At 63.5% G+C, this 19452-nt stretch carries 16 protein-coding genes and 1 tRNA gene; 7 read left to right on the forward strand and 10 right to left on the reverse strand.

Annotation, left to right across the window (positions count from 1 at the left end):
- Positions 1–51: 51 nt before the first annotated feature.
- Complete coding sequence (gene lolA, locus AC07N6_RS23705) at positions 52–786, forward strand: outer membrane lipoprotein chaperone LolA (RefSeq protein ID WP_494780189.1); 735 nt, start codon at positions 52–54, stop codon at positions 784–786.
- 79 nt (positions 787–865) lie between these two features.
- On the opposite strand, the gene fdxA is transcribed toward lolA, so the two are convergent.
- Positions 866–1207: a ferredoxin FdxA gene (gene fdxA, locus AC07N6_RS23710; protein ID WP_494780188.1), complete on the reverse strand. Its 342-nt coding sequence runs from the start codon at positions 1205–1207 to the stop codon at positions 866–868.
- Positions 1208–1396: 189 nt separating this feature from the next.
- On the opposite strand from fdxA, the gene AC07N6_RS23715 reads away from it, so the two are divergent.
- Positions 1397–2689: a replication-associated recombination protein A gene (locus AC07N6_RS23715; protein ID WP_494780187.1), complete on the forward strand. Its 1293-nt coding sequence runs from the start codon at positions 1397–1399 to the stop codon at positions 2687–2689.
- 55 nt (positions 2690–2744) lie between these two features.
- Here the strand turns inward: AC07N6_RS23715 and AC07N6_RS23720 are convergent, their stop codons facing one another.
- The 8 genes from AC07N6_RS23720 to AC07N6_RS23755 form a co-directional block, all read right to left on the reverse strand.
- Entirely contained in the window at positions 2745–3359 is a 615-nt protein-coding gene (locus AC07N6_RS23720; protein ID WP_494780186.1) for an anaphase-promoting protein, read from the reverse strand.
- 80 nt (positions 3360–3439) lie between these two features.
- Positions 3440–4933, reverse strand: a complete 1494-nt coding sequence (locus tag AC07N6_RS23725) for a M81 family metallopeptidase (protein WP_494780185.1) — start codon at positions 4931–4933, stop codon at positions 3440–3442.
- Positions 4934–4944: 11 nt separating this feature from the next.
- Entirely contained in the window at positions 4945–6090 is a 1146-nt protein-coding gene (locus AC07N6_RS23730; protein WP_494780184.1) for a M24 family metallopeptidase, read from the reverse strand.
- 67 nt (positions 6091–6157) lie between these two features.
- Complete coding sequence (locus AC07N6_RS23735) at positions 6158–6934, reverse strand: ABC transporter permease (RefSeq protein WP_494780183.1); 777 nt, start codon at positions 6932–6934, stop codon at positions 6158–6160.
- Positions 6931–7794, reverse strand: coding sequence for an ABC transporter permease (locus AC07N6_RS23740; RefSeq protein WP_494780182.1), 864 nt, complete (start codon positions 7792–7794; stop codon positions 6931–6933). Before AC07N6_RS23740 ends, AC07N6_RS23735 begins: the two co-directional genes overlap by 4 nt.
- Complete coding sequence (locus AC07N6_RS23745; RefSeq protein ID WP_494780181.1) at positions 7791–8942, reverse strand: ABC transporter ATP-binding protein; 1152 nt, start codon at positions 8940–8942, stop codon at positions 7791–7793. The genes AC07N6_RS23740 and AC07N6_RS23745 overlap by 4 nt, the downstream gene beginning before the upstream one ends.
- Positions 8942–10096, reverse strand: a complete 1155-nt coding sequence (locus AC07N6_RS23750; RefSeq protein WP_494780180.1) for an ABC transporter substrate-binding protein — start codon at positions 10094–10096, stop codon at positions 8942–8944. The genes AC07N6_RS23745 and AC07N6_RS23750 overlap by 1 nt, the downstream gene beginning before the upstream one ends.
- Positions 10047–11084, reverse strand: coding sequence for a MurR/RpiR family transcriptional regulator (locus AC07N6_RS23755; protein ID WP_494780179.1), 1038 nt, complete (start codon positions 11082–11084; stop codon positions 10047–10049). Before AC07N6_RS23755 ends, AC07N6_RS23750 begins: the two co-directional genes overlap by 50 nt.
- 214 nt (positions 11085–11298) lie before the next feature.
- On the opposite strand from AC07N6_RS23755, the gene serS reads away from it, so the two are divergent.
- Positions 11299–12600, forward strand: a complete 1302-nt coding sequence (gene serS, locus AC07N6_RS23760) for a serine--tRNA ligase (RefSeq protein WP_494780178.1) — start codon at positions 11299–11301, stop codon at positions 12598–12600.
- Positions 12601–12719: 119 nt separating this feature from the next.
- Here the strand turns inward: serS and AC07N6_RS23765 are convergent, their stop codons facing one another.
- Entirely contained in the window at positions 12720–14603 is a 1884-nt protein-coding gene (locus AC07N6_RS23765) for a GGDEF domain-containing protein (protein ID WP_494780177.1), read from the reverse strand.
- 437 nt (positions 14604–15040) lie between these two features.
- Here AC07N6_RS23765 and AC07N6_RS23770 point away from each other — a divergent pair.
- From AC07N6_RS23770 to AC07N6_RS23785, 4 genes are all read left to right on the forward strand, one after another.
- Positions 15041–15130, forward strand: a tRNA-Ser gene (locus AC07N6_RS23770).
- A 325-nt stretch (positions 15131–15455) separates the two neighbouring features.
- Positions 15456–17186, forward strand: a complete 1731-nt coding sequence (locus AC07N6_RS23775) for a diguanylate cyclase (protein WP_494780176.1) — start codon at positions 15456–15458, stop codon at positions 17184–17186.
- Positions 17187–17379: 193 nt separating this feature from the next.
- Positions 17380–18273, forward strand: a complete 894-nt coding sequence (locus AC07N6_RS23780; protein ID WP_494780175.1) for a phytanoyl-CoA dioxygenase family protein — start codon at positions 17380–17382, stop codon at positions 18271–18273.
- Positions 18274–18387: 114 nt separating this feature from the next.
- Positions 18388–19263: a sugar phosphate isomerase/epimerase family protein gene (locus AC07N6_RS23785; RefSeq protein ID WP_494780174.1), complete on the forward strand. Its 876-nt coding sequence runs from the start codon at positions 18388–18390 to the stop codon at positions 19261–19263.
- Positions 19264–19452: the final 189 nt, after the last annotated feature.

Below are 19452 nucleotides of genomic sequence, written 5' to 3' on the forward strand. Positions count from 1 at the left end.
CCAGGAGCGGCCGCCTTTACCTTGTTGCGCAACTGTAAGAACGGAAACGATATGAACAATTCCAGGCATCCCCTGTTTGAAGCAATCGAACGCCGCGGCCGGGGACCAGCCCGGGCGCGCGCCATCAACCTGCGCCGCATCCTTGCGGCGGCGTCGCTGTCGGCGCTGGCCGTGGCCGGAGCGATCATCTTCACCGCGCTGACGCCGGGCCGGGCCTCGGCAGCCGCGCTGGAGCAGTTCAAGCAATTCGTCGCCAGCACCCAATCGGCCAAGGGCGATTTCACCCAGCGCCTGGTGCGGAACGACAATGGCGCGGCCAAGGTGGTCAACACTTCCAGCGGCGCCTTCGTGTTTTCGCGCCCGGGCAAATTCATCTGGACTTACCAGAAGCCTTATGAGCAGGTGATCCAGGCCGACGGCGAAAAGCTGTTCATCTACGACAAGGACTTGAACCAGGTCACCACCAAGAAACTGGGCAATGCGCTGGGTTCTTCACCGGCGGCGATCCTGTTCGGCAGCAACGACCTGGAAAAGAATTTCACCCTGAAGGAGGCGGGCGCCAGGGACGGCCTGGAATGGCTGGAGGCAGTGCCCAAGAGCCGCGACACGACGTTCGACCGCATCGGCATCGGCTTCAGGAACGGCATGCCGGTGGCGATGGAGCTGCACGACTCCTTTGGGCAGGTTTCGGTGCTCAGTTTCGACAGCTTCGAGAAGAACCCGCCGCTGAAGGTCAACAGCTTCACCTTCACCATCCCCAAGGGGGCGGACGTATTCAACAACTGAGCAGCAACTAGATTGTTGCGGCCCATGAAAAAGCCCCGCAAGTGCGAACTTGCGGGGCTTTTCCGTTCATGGCCGGGGCTTATTTGCCGTCGGCCATTTTCAGCATCGGCAGCTTGTCCTTCACGTCCTTCCACTGCGCATGGTCGGCCATCGGCGCCTGTACCCTGGTAATGGGCTTCCAACCGGAATGCTTGGCCAGCCGGGCATTGAGGCCTTCGAAATGCGCCAGTGCCGCCGGCAAGTCGGTGGCGTTATAGATCGCGCCGACCGGGCACTCCGGTACGCACATCGAGCAGTCGATGCAGCCATCGGGATCGATGGCCAGGAAATTCGGTCCTTCAACGAAGCAGTCCATCGGACAGACGCTGACGCAATCGGTGTACTTGCACTGGATGCAGGAATCGGTGACGACAAATGGCATGGGATGCTAAAGCGGGAAAGGTGGCGACTGGCGCGGACGAGCCGCGCGGCGAACCGGTATTTTAACCGCTAAGCGGAAACGCGCGCCCGGCGCCAGTCTGGCCCACGTCGCAGTGCGTGTACACGACTCTGCGTTAGACTACTGCCTTTGGCGGCGGATGTACCTGCCGCCGCACCGACTGATTTCAAGATGAACCTGATCCCCCTGGCCGAGCGCATGCGGCCGCAATCCTTCGATGACGTGATCGGCCAGCAGCATGTGCTGGGGCCGGGCAAGCCCTTGCGCGTGGCGTTCGAATCGGGCGAGCCGCATTCGATGATCCTGTGGGGGCCGCCGGGCGTGGGCAAGACGACGCTGGCGCGGCTCATGGCCGACTCCTTCAACGCCGAATTCATGGCATTGTCGGCGGTGCTGTCGGGGGTGAAGGACATCCGCGAGGCGGTTGAGCGGGCCCAGTTGATCCGCGCCAATTCCGGCCGCCGCACCATCCTCTTCGTCGACGAGGTGCACCGTTTTAACAAGAGCCAGCAGGATGCCTTCTTGCCGCACGTGGAAAGCGGGCTGTTCACCTTCATCGGCGCCACCACCGAGAATCCCTCGTTCGAGGTCAACAGCGCGCTGCTCTCGCGCGCTGCCGTGTATGTGCTCAAGTCGCTGACCGAGGACGACCTCGGCGCCATGGTCGAGCGCGCCTGCCGCGAGGAGCTGGACGGCTTGCAGTTCCAGCCGGAAGCCAGGGAGATGCTGGTCGCCAGCGCCGATGGCGACGGCCGCAAGCTGCTCAATAATCTGGAAATCGTGGCCCGCTCGGCGCAGGCCAAAGGGCTGGCCACGGTGACCGGCGAAGTCCTGGCCGAATGCCTGGGCGATGCGCTGCGCCGCTTCGACAAGGGCGGCGACGCCTTCTACGACCAGATCTCGGCCTTGCACAAGTCGGTGCGCGGTTCCAACCCCGATGGCGCCTTGTACTGGCTCACGCGCATGCTCGACGGCGGCACCGACCCGCGTTACCTGGCGCGCCGCATCGTGCGCATGGCATGGGAAGACATCGGCCTGGCCGATCCGCGCGCGATGACCATCACCAATGACGCCGCCGCCACCTATGAGCGCCTGGGCTCGCCCGAAGGCGAACTGGCGCTGGCGCAGGCGGTGATCTATCTGGCGGTGGCGGCCAAGAGCAACGCCGGATACATGGCCTACAACCAGGCGCGCGCCTTCGTCGCCAAGGACAAGTCGCGCCCGGTGCCGGAACACCTGCGCAACGCGCCGACCAAGCTGATGAAGGAACTGGGCTACGGCAAGCTGTACCGCTACGCCCACGACGAGCCGGAAGGCTATGCCGCCGGCGAGACCTACCTGCCGGACGGCATCCGCGAACCCAACTGGTACCAGCCGGTGCCGCGCGGGCTGGAAGCCAAGATCGGCGACAAGCTGGCGCACTTGCGCGAGCTGGATCGCCAGGCGCGCAAGAATTCCAAATAGGGTTTAGGGGGACGGGGACGGGGACGGCGGGGCGCAATGCGGGCCCGCCGCGGACTCAGGCCGGTTTCCTGCTCCAGACCGCGAAGTGGCCTTCCATGGCCGCCATGGCGGAAATGATGGCGGTGTAGGTCGCGTCGTTATCGTAGCCCGGCAGGCGCGTCTTCATCGCCTCCGTCAGGGCGTCCAGCCCTTCGGCGTCATTGGGGATGATGACGCCCTTGGCGCCTTCGGCGCCGTCGCCGCCGATCATCCATTGCGGCAGCGGCAGAAATTCGTCGCTGATGACGATGTCGACCCGGTTGACGGCGTTCCAGGCCACGCCTTCGCGCTTGAGGCCATGGGCCACGGTGCGGATTTCCTCATCGTCGAACTCGACGCTGATCTTGCGCGCCTGCTGCGCGGCCAGCTTGGCCGGGCTGAGTTCGGCCGCTCCTGGCGCATGCACTTTCCAGCCGGTCTTGCGCTGTTTCGACGGCGCGACGCGATGCTTGATCTGCTGGCCGAACGCGAAAGCGGCGCCGAACGACAGGCCGGCCAGCAAGCCGTAGAGCAGGCTGGCGTCATGCGTCATGTAGTGGATGCCGGCCCACAGGGCCAGGCCGAAGGCGGCTACCAGGCCAAGGATGGAAAGCGGCAGGGGCGTTTTCGGGGCGTCGTCGGCGTCGGACATGGTGCGCAGTGGAGTTGGAAATGGCGCATGGTACCCGGTTGCGGGGTATCACGCTATCTTGCTCGTGAAGCGAACAGGCGCTAACCCAGCAGGCGCATTCCCGGCCGCAACTTAACGTAGTTGAGTTCAGTGAGCCTGGCCGCCACTGCGCCGGGGCTGGCCACCACCAGGGTGGCGCCGGCCATGCGGTCGAAGTCGGCGCGGAAATGCACCGAACTTTTCAGGGCGATGATGCGCATGTCGGCAGGGCGCAGGCCAAAATGCGTCAGAATGGACTGGTCGCCGGCCTGCATCTTGCGCGAGGAGACGATCACGTAAATCCCGCCGCTGCGGCCCGTGCGCAGCAAGGCCATCTTGCCCAGCCGGATGGCCATGCCGCCCCACATCGGCCCGGTGCCGCTGAAATGGCCTTGGCTCAATTGCATCACCTCATAGCGCCCATGCGCCGGGCCGCTGCCCGGACCCGGCAATTTGCCGCCGAGCGCCAGTTCGAGTGCCGCGCCTACGCCCGCCGCATGCGCCAGCATTGCCGCCTCGGGGTCGTAGATCATGGCGACCACGGCACCGGCGGCATCCTGTTCCGCCAGCGCCTGCAGCAGCCCGGTGGTGTCCATCTGGCCGCCGCCGCCGGGGTTATCCTGGGTGTCGGCCAGCACCACCGGTGTTTTGCCTTGCGCGGCCAGTTGCTGCGCCAGCGTGACGGCTTCGGCGGCGTCGTAGGCGCGGGCGTCGAAGCGCGGCAATGCCGCTTCGAAGGCCGTCCGCAACGCGTCGGCAGCATGTTGGGCGGCGCCGGCATCGGCGGCATAGGCAAAGATCGCCGGGCCGCAATCGTGCACGTCCGCCAGCGGAAATCCCAATGTCAGCGACAAGGTGAGGCCGTGCGTATGTTCCCGCCGTTCCAGTTCTTGCAGATGCGCATAGAGGGATGCCGCCGGCTCGGCCAGCGTGCACTGGCTGGTCAGCGGCATGAGGGTGTCCAGTTGCAGCAGCCGCTTGTGGGGCCGCACGCCGCTTTCCAGTATCCCGATCAAGCCGCGTGCGGCGCGGGCGCCGCAGTCCGCCATGTCGACATGGGGGTAGGTACGGTAGCCGACCATCAGGTCGCAGCAATCGAACATGGACGGCGAGACGTTGGCGTGCAGGTCGAGGCTGGCTGCCAGCGGCAGTTGCTGGTGCTGGCGGCGGATGGCCTGCAGGAAAGCCCCTTCGCCATCGTCCAGCGTCCCGGTGGCCATGGCGCCATGCAGGTCGAGATAGAGCGCGTCCAGCGGGCCGCATTGCGCCAACTGTTGCAGGAACAGTTGCAGAATGCGCTCGAAGGCGGCCTGCTCGACACGCCCGCTGGGCGTCGCCGCGCTCCACAGCAAGGGCACGACTTCATGGCCGGCGGCGCGGATGGCCTCGATGGCGCCCGAGATGGGCAGGTTCATGCCGCGCAGCGTGTCCAGCATGGCGGCGCCTTGCTGCATCCCGGGCCAGCCGCCGCCGAGCATGAAGTCTTCCAGCGTCGCCGGGGTGGCCGAGAAGGTATTGGTCTCGTGCTGGAACCCGCCGACCGCAATGCGTGCCATGGTGGCGATCCTTATGGTTGGCCGCTGACGAACAGGCGGCGCTCGGTCTTGGTCAGCAGTTCGATGCCGCCATCGGTGACCAGCACGGTTTCGCTGAAGGCCAGGCCCGAGGCCGACACATACATGTGGAAACACATGCCGGCCTGCAGCTCCCAGTCGGCATTGGGCAGGAAGATGCGCGTAAAGTCGCTGGTGCGCGGCGTCGAGAGCGGGAAATAGCCGAGCGTGTAGCCGCAGATGTTGGGGTAGCTGTGGCGCAGGCCCTGCTTGAGCATCGCCTCGCGCACCATGGCGTCGAGTTGCGCGGCATCGGCGCCGGGCTTCATGGCGGCGAATTGGCGGTCCTGGATGTCCAGCAGGCGGGCGGCGACGTCGCGCTGCTGCGGGGTGCTTTCGGCAATCACTGCCGGGCGCATCAGGCGCGCGCTGTAGCCATTGACATAGGGCAGCAGTTCCATGTGCAGGATGTCGCCGCGCGCCATCGGATGGCTATGCAGGTTGCCATGCAAAAAGGCATCGCCGGTGCCGGATGTGATGATGCCGGCGCGGGCGCTGTCGGCTCCCATGCGCATGAAGCAAGTGTGGACGATGCCGGCGGCATCGCGCTCGCTGGTGCCGATGCCGGCGGCGGCCACGGCTTCGGCCATGGCGACGTCGCCGATGTGCGCGGCCTGGCGCAGGTAGGCGATCTCGGCCGGCGACTTGCAGGCGCGCACTTGCGCCAGCACGCCGGAGAAGTCGATGAAACGGGTATCGGGCAGCAACGACTGCAGGCGGCGGAAGCGGCGCAGCGTCATGCAATAGGATTCCTCGTCGATACCCACGTGGGCGTGGCTCCAGCCGCGCGTCTCGATCAGCGTGGCCAGCACCTCGAGCGGATCTTCCCAGTCCGAGAAACCGACGTAGTCGGTGACCCAGGAATTCTCCAGGAAAGGCCCTTCATCCACCGAGCGCAGCAGCATGACAGGTTCGCCTTCCAGCGGCAGCAGGCAGGCGCGGTACATGTTTTCCGAGATGGAGAAGCCGGTCAGGTAAAACAAGAACTCGGTCTGGTCGATCAGCAGCAAGTCCACACCGCGTTGCTGCATATGCTTGCGTATGGACGCCACGCGTTGTCGGTATTCCTCGGGAGAAAACAGCAGATGGTTGTTTGGCATGGTTGTAGTTGGCGGTGATTGGCGACGGTAAGCGGCGATGGTTAGTTGCGGCGGTTAGTTGTGGCGGTTATTGGCGGCGGCCGGCGAAATTGGCCGCCAGAAGCGCGACGATCGATACCAGCACCAGCAGCGCGCTGACGGCGGCGATCTTGGGGTCGAGCTGGAACAGCACGGCGTTCCAGATGCGCACCGGCAGCGTCTGGCCGCTGGTGCCGGCCAGGAAAAGCGCGATCAGCAGTTCGTCGAAGGAGCTGAGGAAAGCGAAAATGCAGGCCGACATCAGGCCCGGCGCGATGATCGGCAAGGTGATGCGGCCAAACGCGGTGAGACGGCTGGCGCCCAGGCTCATGGCGGCGTTCTCCAGGCGCGAGTCGAACCCTTGCAGCGTGGCCGAGAGGATGATCACCGCCACCGGAATGGCCACCACGGCATGGCCGACCACGATGGACATCATGCCGTCGAGCTTGATGTCGCCGAAGAAGAAAAACATGGCCATGGCCGAAATCACGTTGGGCACGATCATCGGCAGCAGGATCAGCGCGTACACCGCCTGCTTGAAGCGGAACTGGTGGCGCACCAGCGCCAGTGCCGCCAGCAGGCTGATGGCCACCGCCAGCACGGTAGACACCAGGGCCACCTTGAAGCTGAACCAGATCGAAGACATCCAGGCCGAATCGGTCAGGATGGAGCCGATCCACTTGAACGAATACGATGGCGGCGGGAAAGACAGGTAATCCGAGGAGGTCAGCGCCAGCGGAAAGATGATCAGGATCGGCAGCGCCAGGAACAGCAGCACCAGGATGGCGGCGATTACCACCAGGGGGCCGGGAAAGCGTGGTGTCATAGCTTGGACTCGAAAAGACGTTGCAGGCCGACGGTGCGCTGGTAGATGGCGAACAGGACCAGCGTGCAGGCCAGCAGGACGGTCGACAGCGCCGAGGCGAAGCCCCAGTCGAAATAGGTTTCCACCTGGCTTTCGATGACCATGGAAATCATGCTGTCCTCCTGGTTGCCCATGAGCGCCGGCGTGATGAAAAAGCCCAGCGAGAGGATGAACACCAGCAGGCTGCCGGCGGCGATGCCCGGCATGCTGAGCGGGAAGAACACGCGCCAGAAGGCGCGCAGGCGCGAAGCGCCCAGGCTCTCGGCGGCGCGCAGCAGGCCGGTATCGATGCCGCGCATGACGCTGTAGAGCGCCAGCACCATGTAGGGCAACAGGATGTAGCTCATGCCGATCATCACCGACAGGCGGTTGTACATCAGTTTCAGGGGCTGGCCGATCAGGCCCCACGACATCAGCAACTGGTTGACGATGCCATCGGTGCCCAGCAGAACCATCCAGGCATAGGTGCGCACCAGCACGCTGGTGAAATAGGGCACGATGACCAGGATCATCAATAGCCCCGCCAGGCGCGGCTTGACCTGCGACAGGAAGTACGACAGCGGATACGCCAGCGCCAGCGAGCACAGCGTGACCATGGCGGCGATCTCGAAGGTGATCAGCATCACCTCCAGATAAGTCGGCTCGCGCAGCAGCCGGGCGTAATGGCGCCAGGTCAGGGCCGGATCGAACACGCTGCGCGCCAGCATGTTGACCAGCGGGTAAATGAAGAACAGCGCCAGCAGCAGCAAGGCCGGCAGCAGCAGCCACAGCGCCGGCGACTTGCGGCCGGCCGGGGGCAGCGGGGCGGGGAGTTGCGTCATGCGCTGGCCTCCGGCGCCGGAACCAGCCAGACGCTTTCGGGCTGCCAGCCCAGCGTGACTTCGCTGCCTTCCTGCCAGCCCGCGGAGTCGGCCAGGCGTTGCAATTGCGCGATGACCTGCAGCGCCGCGCCGCCGCCCTGTTCGACCAGCAGCTTGACCATGTGCCCGAGGTACTGCACTTCACGGATGCGCCCGGCAATCGCATTGCCCGCAGCGCCTGCGCCAAGCGCAATCTTTTCCGGCCGCAGGATGCCGCAGACGCGCGCGCCGCCGGCCAGCCCCACCGGTCCGCAAGCCTGGATGCGGGCGCCGCCGTCCAATGCCAGCACATAGCGGCCATCGCCTTCCACCGCCGCGACGTTGCCGTCGAGGGTGTTGGACTGGCCGATGAATTGCGCCACCCATTTGTTGGCCGGGCGGTCGTAGATATCGGCCGGCGGGGCGATCTGGGCGATGCCGCCGTCCTGCATCACGGCGATGCGGTCCGACATGGCCAGGGCTTCTTCCTGGTCGTGCGTGACGAACACCACGGTGGCGCCGGAATGGCGGTGCAGGCGGCGGATTTCCATTTGCATGTGTTCGCGCAGGTTCTTGTCCAGCGCCCCCAGCGGCTCATCCATCAGCAGCGCCTGCGGCCGGAAGATCAGCGCGCGCGCCAGCGCGATGCGCTGCTGCTGGCCGCCGGAGAGTTCGCGCGGAAAGCGGCCGCCCTTGTCCTGCAACTGCACTTGCGCCAGGCCTTCGGCCACGCGGCGGTTGATGTCACGCCTGGATACGCCGCGCATTTCCAGCGGAAACGCCAGATTCTGCGCCACCGTCAGATGCGGGAACAGGGCGTAGTTCTGGAACACCACGCCCAGGTCGCGCTTGCCCGGCGGCAGTTGCGTCACGTCCTTGCCGCCGATCAGGATGCTGCCTTCGCTGGGGACGGTGAAGCCGGCCAGCATCATCAGCGTGGTGGTCTTGCCGGAGCCGCTGGAGCCCAGCAGGGTGACGAATTCGCCGGCGCGAATGTCCAGGTCCAGTTTGCGCACTGCCGCGGCATCGCCGTAGTACTTGCTGATGCCGCGCAGTTGCAGGTCGGTGCCCAGTTTTCCCGGGGGTGTTGCGGCCGTCGGGGATGGGGCCGTCGCTGCTGCTCTTTCCATCACGCTCTCCGCAACACCCACGACTGCCATTGCTCGCCGACGCCGGACAGGTTGTCGGCCCACCACTGGGCATTCTGGTCGAAACCGGCGCTGAAGTGGTCGGGCGCGCTGGGGAGCTTGACCGCGTCTTCAGGACGCACCAGCTTGAAGGCGGCCTGGTTGGTCGGGCCGTAGGCGATATGGCGCGTCAGCGCCGCCTGCACTTTGGGTTGCAGCGCGAAGTCGATGAACACTTGCGCATTGGCGGCGTTGGGCGAGTTCTTGATCACGCTCCAGTACTGCACCTGGCGCTTGGCCTGGTTCCATTCGATGGCCAGCGGCGCGCCCTTGTCGATCAGGTCCTGGGCGCGGCCGTTCCACAGGCCGCCGATCACGGCTTCCTTGCGTTCGAGCAGCTGCGCCGAGACGGCGCCGGTATCCCACCACTTGACCACGCTTTTCTTGACCCGGTCGAGCGACTTCAGCGCGCGCGGCACGTCGATGGGGTAGAGCTTGTCCTTGGCGACGCCATCGGCCAGCAGTGCGAACTCCAGTTCCGCCGCGCCGGATTTCTGGTCGGCCAGCGTGCGTGCGCCGGGAAATTTGGCGACGTCCCAGAATTCAGCCCAGGACTTCGGCTGCGAACCGTTCTTGAAGACCTCGGTGTTGTAGGTCATCACGGTGGCGAAATACAGGTTGCCGACCATGTTGGCCTGCCGCACGCCGGGATGGATGTCGTTGGGATTGGTGTACTTCATCTTGGCGTAGGCGATCGGTTCCAGCGCGCCGATCTTGTCCAGCGAAAGCTGGGCCACGTCCAGCAAGTCCACCACATCCACCTGCACCCGCTTAGCCTCGACCATCGCGCGGATTTGCGCGGCAGTGGCCGGCTGCACCACGACTTCGATGCCGGTGGCTTCGGTGAAGGGCTGGTACAGGGCCTTGTCCATCGCGTCCTGATAGGCGCCGCCCAGCCCGCGCACCACGACCTGCTGCTTGCCTTGTGCGCGCGCGCCGCCGGCGGCCATGATCAGCGGGCCGACACTGCTGGCGGCCAGGGCGCTAGCGCCTGCCGTTTGCAGAAAGCGCCGACGGCCCGGGGCCGCGGCGTTTCCTGTACCGGCGTCAGGTTGCGCCGCCTTTGGCGCCAGTATTGCGTTTTCCTTTTTTTCCATCTTGCTTCCCCTTCGTTGGGTGCCCGGAGGCGGGCTGTGATGCGATTGATGAAAGGACGTGAGGTGTCCCGCGATTTTCGATGCCGGCCTTCAGGTGCCCCTCCAGCGACAGGTCCGAAATTGAATTTCCCTCGCTCTGCCAGTGGCCGAGGGTGCGCCAGACTTCGTCCGAGGCCCGCAGCAACTGGGCCACGTTGTCGGCGTCGTGGATGGTGATCAAGGTGATGAGCCAATTGATCAGCGCCATGGTGCCGGCCTGCGACCACCATGCGAACGAGGAGGTATCGCGCGCGACGAAAAAGCTGTGCTGCGCGAGGGCCGCCAGCGGCGACGATGGGCGGTCGGTGATGGCGACCACATGGGCGCCGCGCTGGCGCGCCAGCCTCAGGATGTCGACGGTGTAGGGGAGGTAGCGCACATAGCCGATGCCGATCACGACATCTTCCGGCTGCACCTGCCGTAATTGATCGGCAAGGTCGCCATTGCCGATGTTGAGCAGGGCCGCGCGCGCGGTGACCTGGTTCAGGTGCAAGGTCAGGTAGGAGGCCATCGGGTGCGTGGTGCCATGGCCGCTGACCCAGATGCGGCGCGCTCCGATCAGTTTTCGCGCGACTTCGTCGCCGAGCTGGGTGGAATTGAGTTGCGCGGTATTGCGCGCCAGCAAACTGTCGATATTGAACAGTTCGCTTTTCAGTTCGTCCATGTCCGATGGCGGCTGGCGGCCGGAGCGCATGCCGGAAGCGCCGGCGCGTTCAAGCAGGCCTTCGCGCAGCGCCGCCCGCATGTCGGGAAAGCCGTCATAGCCGATGGCCTTGGCCAGGCGCACCACCGCGGCATCGCTTTGGCCGGCGGCATCGGCCACCTGGCGGGCGGTCGAAAAGGCCACCGCCTCGCCGTTGTCGAGGATGTACTTGGCCAGCCGCTGTTGGGCGCTGGTCAATTTGTCGGTGTTGGCGGACAGGGCCTGCTGGAAGCTCAGTGCATTCATTGTCGTAAATATTTCAATTTGTTGGTTAACTGTAGTAAATGCTACAGGCGCGGTCAAGCATTTTTTATTGCGCCGGTTTTGTCGTGCCCGGATGGCCGCGTACGGCATTTCAGAGCCTGCGGCGGCATATTTCCTTGCGGGGAGAGGCGGGAAGGGGCGCCGGCTTGGTACAATCCCATTTTTGAGCGTCAACCCTTATTTGTTATTTGTTCCCATGATCGACATCCAACTTCTCCGTAAAGACATCGACAATGTGGCCGCCCGTCTGGCGGCGCGCAAGTTCGTCCTCGACGTCGCCGGTTTCAATGCGCTGGAAGCCGAGCGCAAGCAGATCCAGACCCGTACCGAAGAATTGCAGGGCAAGCGCAACAGCCTGTCCAAGCAGATCGGCATGTTGAAGGGCAAGGGCGAAGACGCTTCGGCGGTGATGGCGGAAGTCAACGGCATCGGCGATGAGCTCAAGGCCTCGGCGGCGCGCTTGGACGAGGTGCAGCTGCAGATGAACGCCTTCTTGCAGACCGTGCCCAACCTGCCGCATGAGTCGGTGCCGGTGGGCAATGATGAAGCGGGCAATGTGGAAGTGCGCAAGGTCGGAACGCCGCGCGCCTTCGATTTCGAGGTGAAGGATCACGTCGATGTCGGTGCGCCGCTGGGCCTGGATTTCGATACCGCCGTCAAGCTGACCGGCTCGCGCTTCTCGGTGATGAAGGGCGGCATCGCGCGCCTGCATCGCGCGCTGGCGCAGTTCATGCTGAACACCCACACCGGCGAGCACGGTTACACCGAGTGCTATACGCCTTACATCGTCAATGCCGATTCGCTGCGCGGCACCGGCCAGTTGCCCAAGTTCGAGGCCGACCTGTTCGCCGTCAAGAAGGGCGGCCAGGAAGGCGAGGCGGAAAACGCCGCGCTGTACCTGATCCCGACCGCCGAAGTGCCGCTGACCAACCTGGTGCGCGAGGAGATCGTCGCCGGCGACGCACTGCCGCTGAAGTACACGGCGCATTCGCCATGCTTCCGTTCCGAGGCCGGCTCCTACGGCCGCGACACCCGCGGCATGATCCGCCAGCACCAGTTCGACAAGGTGGAAATGGTGCAGATCGTGCATCCGGAAAAGTCGTATGAGGCGCTGGAAGAGATGCTGGGCCATGCCGAGGCTATCCTCAAGAAGCTCGGCCTGCCGTACCGCGTGATCACGCTGTGCACCGGCGACATGGGCTTTGGCGCGGCCAAGACCTATGACATCGAGGTCTGGCTGCCGGCGCAGAACACCTATCGGGAAATTTCGTCGGTGTCGAACTGCGAGGCTTTCCAGGCGCGCCGCATGCAAGCCCGCTTCCGCAATGCCCAGGGCAAGCCGGAGTTGCTGCACACCTTGAACGGTTCCGGCCTGGCGGTCGGCCGTACCCTGGTGGCGGTGCTGGAGAACTACCAGCAAGCCGACGGCAGTGTGGACATTCCGGAGGTGCTGCAGCCTTACATGGGCGGCATCACCAGGCTGGCGCCGGGCGCCTGACCGACACCTGCGAGGCAGCGATGAAGAACGGCCGACCTGTAATGGGTCGGCCGTTTTATTTTAGGGCTGCCGCCACGGCCGGCGCGGCGCCGGTGAAAACCTTGTTGCGGACAGCGTAGTTATCCGCCGTCATTGAGTGCCCAGGAGAACGCTGCCGGGATGCGGCGTTCGATGAACAGGCTGTTGCCTGGCGTCTTCTTGGCCTGTTTCTTGGCCCTGGTCGCCGCCGAGGCGATCTGGTGCGGGGAAGAGTACTGGGCCGGTTCGATCTTCACCGCTCCCAGGGAAATGCTGACCAGCGGGTGCTGCACGCGGTTGCCCTGGCGGTCTTCGCTGAAATAGCCGCCGCGCTCGCGGTCTTCATCGTAATAGAAGGCGCTGGATTGGGCGGTGAAATGGTCCAGCATGTTGCGGCAGCGCTTCTCCCAGTCCTCGCTTTGGAACATGATCAGGAAATCGTCGCCGCCGATATGGCCGATGAAGTCATGCTGCGGGTCGCAGCCTTGTTGCAGGACCCGGCCGGTGAGCTGGATCATGTCATCGCCCTTGCGATAGCCGTAGACATCGTTGAAGGGCTTGAAGTGGTCCAGGTCGCAATAGCAGATGCAGAACTCGACCCCGCTTTGCAGCAGGTATTCGATGTGGTCGTTGATCGGCACGTTGCCCGGCAGCTGGGTCAGCGGGTTGGCGTGGCGCGCGGCGTCGATCTGCATCTGGGTGATTTCGCGCAGCAGGTCGTGCCCGGTGCCCAGGCCCACGTACTGGCCGCGGTCGGTGATGATGAAACCGTTGGACAGGTGGTGCGACTCGGCCTGCACCAGCAGGTTGGAGAGGTCCTGCAGGCTGGTGTCCTGCTCGGTCAGGATGGGATTGGGATCCATGAAGAAGGTGCAGGACTTCTTGCCGTAGAGCTCGCGCCCGTACAGGCGGGCGAAGCGTTCGACCATGCTGTAGCGGTTGATCAGGCCGATCGGCAAGCCGTTGCTGACCACCGGCAGCGCCTGCAGCTGCGGATCGTTGACGAACATGTCGTAGACGTGGTCGTTGGTGATGTCAGGCGTCACGTACCGGGTTTCGCGCAGCAGCTTGAAGACGGTGGCGCTGCGCTTGCCGGGACCGTATTTGTTGGCCGCCAGCGGCACCTTGTCGCGGCGCAGGGTCTTGGCGACATCTTCCGGGATCGATACCGGCGGCTCAGCCATCGGGCGGGCGATGTGGTAACCCTGGCCGCAGGCGATGCCGAGGTCGCGGATGGTCAGCAGTTCGGCCTGCGACTCGATGCCTTCGGCGATGACGATGGAGCCGGATTTTTCGGCGATCTCCTGGATCGAGCGCACGAATTGCAGCTTCATCGGGTCGTGGTTGATGCCCTGCACGAAGTGCATGTCGATTTTGACGTACTCGGGCTGCAGCTCGGACCACAGGCGCAGGCTGGAGAAGCCTTCGCCGAGATCGTCGATGGCGATCTGGAAGCCCATGTCGCGGTAATGCATGGCGGCATTGCGCAGCAGGGCGTAGTCGTAGGTCGGTTCGTTTTCGGTCAGCTCGATGATGATGCGCTGCGGATTGACGCCCAGGTTTTCCAGGTAGCGCAGGGTCTCGCCCTGGATCGCCTCGGGCTGCATCAAGGCCCCGGGGGTGACGTTGAGGAACAGGTTGCCGGGCAGGCCGGATTGCGCGAAGCGGGTCAGCACGATATGCCGGCACAGGTATTCCATCTGTACCGAGAGGTTGTGCGCGCGCGCTACCTTGAACAAGGCCAGCGGCGAGTGCAGCGGAGTGTTCGAGGGCCCGCGGATCAGGCCTTCATAGCCGAGAATCTCGCCATTGCGCATGCGCACGATCGGCTGGAACAGCGCCGTCAGCTTGCGTTGGGCGATGATTTCATGCAGCAGCGACAGCATCTGGTCGTCGGCATCCGGCGGCAGGCTGCCGGCGGCGCGGGCGATTAGCTCGGCAGCTTCGGTGTCGAGCGGAAAAGAGGCATTGGAAATAGGCGCCATTTGGCTGATCCCGGTATGAAATTGTTCTTAAGAACCTGTTCGCAATCTCGCCGGGGGTATCCCAATGCCCTTTCAGGCGGGTCACCGGCCCGCCTGCGTTTTGCGCCTTGCATTCCACCCCGAAATGACATTGGCCCAACTCCCGACGAGATCCCGAACAGGTTCTAGGAGCGGAAAATAATTTACGGATGGATGCTAGAAGTGATTTATGACAAGACGATGATATGGCGGCGCAAGGCGAACCTTTTTGCATGAAAAAAACGGCGCTTTGCGTTTGAGGCAGCGCCAGTCCTGCATGCTGGGATCGGGCGGGTAAAAAATGGCGGGGCAGCAATAAGTTGAGGGAATAATTTCGGGAAGGATATTCCTTTATTAAAAAACTTCTGCTATAGTTGCGAGCTTTGCTGCTTCACGCAGTAAAGCGACCGAAGTTAACCGGAGAGGTGGCAGAGTGGTCGAATGTACCTGACTCGAAATCAGGCGTACGGTTTCCCGTACCGTGGGTTCGAATCCCACCCTCTCCGCCAGTTAGCTTGCAGGTTGGAAGCAAAAGTAAGGCCCTGACATCCTCAGGGCTTTATTTTTATGTGGCCTTTATGTGCGCCGGTTGCGCTCCTGTTGCCGTCGGCGCGACGGCAATCAAATACACATCGGTATCGCTGCTCTCAAGGGGAGGGACTGCGGCGCCGACTGTCAGCATCAGCTCCGGTCCGGAGACGTCTCAAATCGGGTTTCATGCATCGGAACCCGTCCGTGGTTTATTTTCATCCCCGCTCGCGATCTTCTATTTGTTGCTTGATCGGCCTTGTTGTATTCCTGAAAAATCGCAAGCCTTTGAAGCGGGCCAAAGAAATGTCCTTGAATCGACTGTTCCGGCTAATTTCCATCGCATTGCTGATGTTGTTTTTGGCGTTGGCGGTGTCGCTGGTATGGATTGAGTGGAACATATACCAGGGCAGCACCAATACCGTCCCGGCCTTGAAGCGGTTTCGGCTGGGCTTGATTGCGATGGAGCGGGTGTCGGTCGAGCGCGGGCCTGCCAACGCCTTCATGGGCGCGCGGGACGACGAGCGTGCGCTCCTTTACCAGCGCCTGCAGGCGGCGCGATCGGCCAGCGATGCGGCACTGGCCGATTTGCGTGCCGCCCTGGAAAAGGATCCGGCGCAACATAATTCCAGCATTCTGAAGAAGATCGGCATGGTGCAGCAGGCCATGGGGCCCGCCCGCGCCGCGGTCGACCGCATCGGCCAGCAGCCGCCGGACCGGCGCAGCCATCTCTATATCGTTTCCGCCGTCAATGGCATGGTGGATGTGATCCCGATGCTGGTGCGGATTACGGGGGAATTGGTCGGCGCCGTCGATCTGGCCGATCCCGATTTGCGCGACGGCCTGGCGGGGGTGCGCGCGACAGCCAGCTTGCGCGAATATGCCGGGCAGGTGGGGTCTCGCTTCACTGCACCGCTGATCACCCATCGCAGGCTCAACCCGGATGAAGTGATCGAGATCGGCCGGCTTTATGGGCGGATCGAATTGCTGCGTTCGCTGCTGGGAGCGCAACTGGCTTCTTACTCGTCGCAACCGCAATTTGCGCAGGGGCTGGCCAATCTGGACAAGCAATATTTCGATGACGGTTTCCAGTTCATCGACTACCTGTTGCAGATGGGCCTGAAGTCCGGCGATTACGGCATTACGCCGGCCGAACTGGCGGCGCGCTATGTGCCGCAGATGAAGGTCATCCTCGATGTGCGCGACATCATCCTGGATGACTTGATGGCCCGGGCCGAGCGCCGCAACCTGCAGGCGCGTAATTTCCTGGTCCTGGTGATAGTGTTGACCATTGTCGCCTGCCTGTTCTTCCAATTATTGATGTACATGATCCGCCAGCGCGTGGTGCGCCCGCTGGTCACGGCGACCGACCTGGTGGTGGGGCTGGCCGACGGCAAGCTGGGGCGGGAGATTCCCGTGGCCAGGTATGACGACGAGATCGGCGGCATGATGCGGGCGTTGCGCGTGCTGAAAGAGCGCATCCTTGAGCGCAACAGCCTGGCGCGCGAACGCGAGGCGCTGATCAGCCAATTGCAGACATCGTCCAATACCGATTTTTTGACCGGCTTATTGAACCGGCGCGCCTTTTTCTCTTATGGCGAGCAGCAGATGAGCGCGGCGCAACGCTATCGGCGCAACTTGTCGGTGGTGTTGTTCGATATCGACCATTTCAAGCGCATCAACGACAGTTATGGCCATTTGTCCGGTGATGCCATCTTGCGCGGCGTGGCGCAAATCGCCGCGCAATTGCTGCGCAAGGTGGATGTGCTGGCGCGTTATGGCGGGGAAGAGTTCATCGTGCTGTTGCGGGAGACGGATATTGGCAAGGCTGAAGCGGTGGCGCAGAAGTTGCGCGCGGCGCTGGAGCAAAAGGAGTTCGACCTCGATGGCGGCCAGCGCATCAACATCAGCGCCAGCTTCGGCGTGGCGGCCTTGGGTGAGGGGCAGAATAGCCTGGAGCAACTGATCAAGCTGGCCGATACCGCACTCTATGTGGCCAAGGAGCGCGGCCGCAACCGGGTGGAAGTCAGCGTTTGATGGGGATCCGGGGCGCCGGTGGTTGAGTGGAATACGCGCATCGCGCGCAAAATAGTTGATGGGCCGGAGTTGACTCCGGTTTTTTTGCGGCATATTATGTTCGCGCGAACATTGATTTTGGACAGCAGGACGCAAGCATTCAAGAAAACACCGCCGCGGCGGGGAGAACAGCATTCCTACCAAGGAGACAGCCATGATTACGCAAGGGCAGGTTTCGCAATATCAGGACGAAGGTTGGCTGGTGGTGCCCGGCCTTCTCAACGACATCATGCGGCAGCGGATGAAGGATGCGCTGGCGCAGTGGGTGGAGCAATCGCGCCAGGTTAGCGACCATACCGAGGTGTTCGATCTGGAGCGTGGCCATACCGCGGCCGACCCGCGTTTGCGCCGCATCAAGCAGCCGCACAAGAACCATCCGGTGTTCGAGGAATTTATCCGTTCGAAGGCGGTGCTGGAGGTGCTGGGAGCCTTGCTGGGGCCGGCTTTCCGACTGCAAAACTCCAAGCTCAACCTGAAGTCGCCGCGTTTTGGTTCGCCGGTGGAGTGGCATCAGGATTGGGCTTTTTATCCGGCCACCAACGATGACATCCTGGCCGTGGGCGTGATGCTGGACGATACCTCGCTGGAAAACGGCGCCATGCTGGTGGTGCCGGGTTCGCACAAGGGGCCGACCTACGACCACCATGATGCCGATGGCCGTTTCTGCGGCGCGCTCGACCCCAACCAGCCAGGGCTGAACCTCGACCGGGCGGTGCCTATCGTCGGCAAGGCGGGTTCGGTCTCCTTCCACCATGTGCGGGCGATACACGGTTCGGCGCAGAACCGGTCGACCATGTCGCGCAATTTCCTGCTCTATGAGGTTTGCGCGGCCGATGCCTTCCCGCTGATGGGCGTACCCGATTTCGACGATTTCAACAGCCTGTTGCTGCAGGGCGGGCCGACCATCGTGCCGCGCTTTCGCGATACGCCGGTGCGCATGCCGCTGCCGCCGGCATTGAACCAGGGATCGATCTACGAGAACCAGTCGGCCAGCGGCAAGCGTTTCTTCGAACAGGTGGACGTGCCGCAGCAGGCGGCCAGTACCTGAACCGACGCTGCCGTTTCATGTCGGGGCGGCACGCCGCCCCGGCGCCAACCTGGCGCCAGCCCATCCCAATGGGTCACGCCGGAGGGACGGACATTTTTGCAGAGGCAAGCACCCATGCAAACGTTTCGCGTGTACCAATCGTTATGGGCCATGGAGCGCCGCCGCCCGGATGGGCAGGAATGGACGCTGGAACAAAAGCTGTCCATGATCCGCGACGCCGGTTTCGACGGCGCCGGCGTGCGCTTTGCCGATGTCCAATACGCCCGCACCGTCACCGCGTTCCTGCGTGAACATGGCATGAGCTGGCAGGCCCAGTGCTATCCGCGTACGGTCGATGAATTGAAGCCCATCATCGAGCATGTGCAAGAGCTGGGCGCCGACCATATCAACCTGCAGGCCGACGTACGGCCCTATACGCTGCAGGAATGCATTCCCTACATCGAAGGCTGGCGCCGGCTTGCCGAGGATGCCGGTATCGCGCTGCATATCGAGACGCACCGCGACCGCATGACCACCGACCTGCTGTTCACCCTGCATCTGCTGGACCGTTTCCCCGACCTGCGGCTGACGGCGGATCTTTCCCATTATGTGGTGGGGCGCGAGTTCGCCTGGCCGATTTCCGCGGAAAACCATGCGCTGATGCACAGGATCATCGATAACGCCTGGGGCTTCCATGGCCGCGTCGCCAGCCGCGAGCAAATCCAGTTGCAGCTGGAATTCAAGCAGCACCGGCAATGGCTGGAATTGTTCATGGGCTGGTGGGAATACGGTTTCAGGAGCTGGATGGCGCGCGCCGGCGACGACGCGGTGCTGACCTTCCTGTGCGAACTCGGCCCGCCCGAATATGCGATGACCGGCGCCGACGGCTATGAGTTGTCGGACCGCTGGGAAGAGGCGCAATTGATGATGCGCATGGTACGCGAGCGATGGGCGCGCTGCGTTTCGGCGCAGGCCGCCGCACCGGCCATGAACGTGCACAGGCGCGCCTGACGCGCCACGGAGCAGAAACGAATTTACTCAGGAAGCAGCAGGAAGGAGCAACGACGACGGCAGTACATCCAATCGCAGGAAAGGCGAGGTTAGGGCCTGTTCACATTAAATCTGCGAGTGCGAGCGGCCAGCAAGCGTTGTCTGCCTAGGCGTGGCGACGCGTCGTAGCGGTGCTACGGCAAGGAGCCA

The organism is Herbaspirillum sp. GW821-FHT09A12 (assembly GCF_059418325.1).

What these genes read in the sequence shown, in the direction of transcription:
- lolA (WP_494780189.1), top strand. Translation starts at nt 52, where the DNA reads ATGAACAATTCCAGGCATCCCCTGTTTGAAGCAATCGAACGCCGCGGC.
- fdxA (WP_494780188.1), bottom strand. Translation starts at nt 1,207, where the DNA reads ATGCCATTTGTCGTCACCGATTCCTGCATCCAGTGCAAGTACACCGAT.
- AC07N6_RS23715 (WP_494780187.1), top strand. Translation starts at nt 1,397, where the DNA reads ATGAACCTGATCCCCCTGGCCGAGCGCATGCGGCCGCAATCCTTCGAT.
- AC07N6_RS23720 (WP_494780186.1), bottom strand. Translation starts at nt 3,359, where the DNA reads ATGTCCGACGCCGACGACGCCCCGAAAACGCCCCTGCCGCTTTCCATC.
- AC07N6_RS23725 (WP_494780185.1), bottom strand. Translation starts at nt 4,933, where the DNA reads ATGGCACGCATTGCGGTCGGCGGGTTCCAGCACGAGACCAATACCTTC.
- AC07N6_RS23730 (WP_494780184.1), bottom strand. Translation starts at nt 6,090, where the DNA reads ATGCCAAACAACCATCTGCTGTTTTCTCCCGAGGAATACCGACAACGC.
- AC07N6_RS23735 (WP_494780183.1), bottom strand. Translation starts at nt 6,934, where the DNA reads ATGACACCACGCTTTCCCGGCCCCCTGGTGGTAATCGCCGCCATCCTG.
- AC07N6_RS23740 (WP_494780182.1), bottom strand. Translation starts at nt 7,794, where the DNA reads ATGACGCAACTCCCCGCCCCGCTGCCCCCGGCCGGCCGCAAGTCGCCG.
- AC07N6_RS23745 (WP_494780181.1), bottom strand. Translation starts at nt 8,942, where the DNA reads ATGGAAAGAGCAGCAGCGACGGCCCCATCCCCGACGGCCGCAACACCC.
- AC07N6_RS23750 (WP_494780180.1), bottom strand. Translation starts at nt 10,096, where the DNA reads ATGGAAAAAAAGGAAAACGCAATACTGGCGCCAAAGGCGGCGCAACCT.
- AC07N6_RS23755 (WP_494780179.1), bottom strand. Translation starts at nt 11,084, where the DNA reads ATGAATGCACTGAGCTTCCAGCAGGCCCTGTCCGCCAACACCGACAAA.
- serS (WP_494780178.1), top strand. Translation starts at nt 11,299, where the DNA reads ATGATCGACATCCAACTTCTCCGTAAAGACATCGACAATGTGGCCGCC.
- AC07N6_RS23765 (WP_494780177.1), bottom strand. Translation starts at nt 14,603, where the DNA reads ATGGCGCCTATTTCCAATGCCTCTTTTCCGCTCGACACCGAAGCTGCC.
- AC07N6_RS23775 (WP_494780176.1), top strand. Translation starts at nt 15,456, where the DNA reads ATGTCCTTGAATCGACTGTTCCGGCTAATTTCCATCGCATTGCTGATG.
- AC07N6_RS23780 (WP_494780175.1), top strand. Translation starts at nt 17,380, where the DNA reads ATGATTACGCAAGGGCAGGTTTCGCAATATCAGGACGAAGGTTGGCTG.
- AC07N6_RS23785 (WP_494780174.1), top strand. Translation starts at nt 18,388, where the DNA reads ATGCAAACGTTTCGCGTGTACCAATCGTTATGGGCCATGGAGCGCCGC.